Genomic DNA, 1,274 nt, shown 5'->3' on the forward strand with positions numbered 1-1,274 from the left:
CGGCGTTGAGCACCACGGCATAAAATGCGCGGGGCCGCTCAAGCTCGACCTTCTCTTTCCTCTGGCGGCCCTCGGCGTCCAGCACGGGCTTACCGCTCTCGTCCCGAACTACCCGTTCCTCCTCGAACTGCCAGTATTGGACAAGGGAGCCTTTCTCGCCCTTCCGCACCTGTGCGCCTTGGGCGGCGGCCTGCTTGTAGGTCAGCCAGCGATTATCAGCCCGGCCCTCGGACATGAGATTGAGGACATTGACGCCGCGATAGCGTTTCCCGGTCGTTGGATTGAACGGCAATCCGCTGCTGCCGGTTGTCTCCCAAGGCTTCTGCCAAGGGGCGGTGCCCTGCTTCAACTGCTCTATCAGCTTGTCGGCAACCCGCTGGTGAAAGGGCTTCTTCTCCTCGGCCATGTCCTCGCCCTCCCCTAGATCAATTCGCGTTGCGCGCTGCCGCGATCAATTCGCCGCGTTCCGTGGCGATCGGTGCCGCGTCACCATCAAGCCCTTCCTCGGCCTCGCGCGCGTCGGCCTCGCTCATGGCGTCCTCGACAAAGGCCCCTGCCCGCTCTGCTTCCTCCGGGTCGAACTCGACAACCGCGCCGGGAATCTCGGCGTCGGCAAGTTTGCGCGCCACCAGCTCGTCAAGGGTGGGCGCGTCCTGCGCCTTGGGCTGATCCGTCATGCTCGTTCTCCTTTGCTGAAATCGGGCTGTCCCTTGTTGTCGAAATAGGTCTGCTTGCAGCCGGGATAGGCGCTGCAACTCCACCAGAAGGCCCCCTTCTTTTTCGCGGAAGGACGCCGCACTAGGCCAGCGCCGCACGCTTGGCATTTGTGCTGCTGCGACGGCACGGGCGCGGGAGCCTTCGCCAGTTCCGGCTTGCCCGCCTTGTCGTTGGCGGTGAATTTGCAGCCGTCGGCATAGCCGGTGCAGGACCAAAAATAGCCCTTGCTCCCTTTGATCCGGCGCAGCGGCTTGGAACATGACGGGCAAGGCGGCGCGTCGATCGCTATGGCAAGGCCCTGCTCTTTCACCCGTGCGACCTCGCGGCCGACATAATCGGCCAGTCCGCGAACGAATGTCATGGTATCGCTCTTGCCCTCGGCAATCGCGCGCTGCTGTTCGTGCCAAATGGCGGTCATGTCAGGGAACTTCGCCTGATCGGGCAAGGCGTCATAGAAGGCACGCGCCTGCGGGGAACTGACGATATTCTTGCCCTTCTCGACCAAAAACCCGCGATCGAAAAGCGTGGCTATGATGCTGTCGCGGGGGGCCGGGGGT

General features: G+C 63.3%; 3 protein-coding genes. All 3 read right to left on the reverse strand.

The window, feature by feature from the left end; all coding sequences use genetic code 11:
• A partial coding sequence (locus SPHV1_RS03685) for an ArdC-like ssDNA-binding domain-containing protein (RefSeq protein ID WP_156367233.1) occupies positions 1-406 on the reverse strand: 406 nt, incomplete at its 3' end.
• 19 nt (positions 407-425) lie between these two features.
• Positions 426-677 carry a conjugal transfer protein gene (locus SPHV1_RS03690; RefSeq protein ID WP_054944723.1) on the reverse strand — a complete coding sequence of 84 codons (252 nt, stop codon included), beginning with the start codon at positions 675-677 and terminating at the stop codon, positions 426-428.
• Positions 674-1,274 (reverse strand): topoisomerase DNA-binding C4 zinc finger domain-containing protein (locus SPHV1_RS03695; protein WP_197277632.1); only part of this gene is annotated, 601 nt, incomplete at its 5' end. The genes SPHV1_RS03695 and SPHV1_RS03690, both read right to left, overlap by 4 nt.

The organism is Novosphingobium sp. KN65.2, from assembly GCF_001368935.1.
Taxonomy (GTDB): domain Bacteria; phylum Pseudomonadota; class Alphaproteobacteria; order Sphingomonadales; family Sphingomonadaceae; genus Novosphingobium; species Novosphingobium mathurense.

What these genes read in the sequence shown, in the direction of transcription:
- SPHV1_RS03690 (WP_054944723.1), bottom strand. Translation starts at nt 677, where the DNA reads ATGACGGATCAGCCCAAGGCGCAGGACGCGCCCACCCTTGACGAGCTG.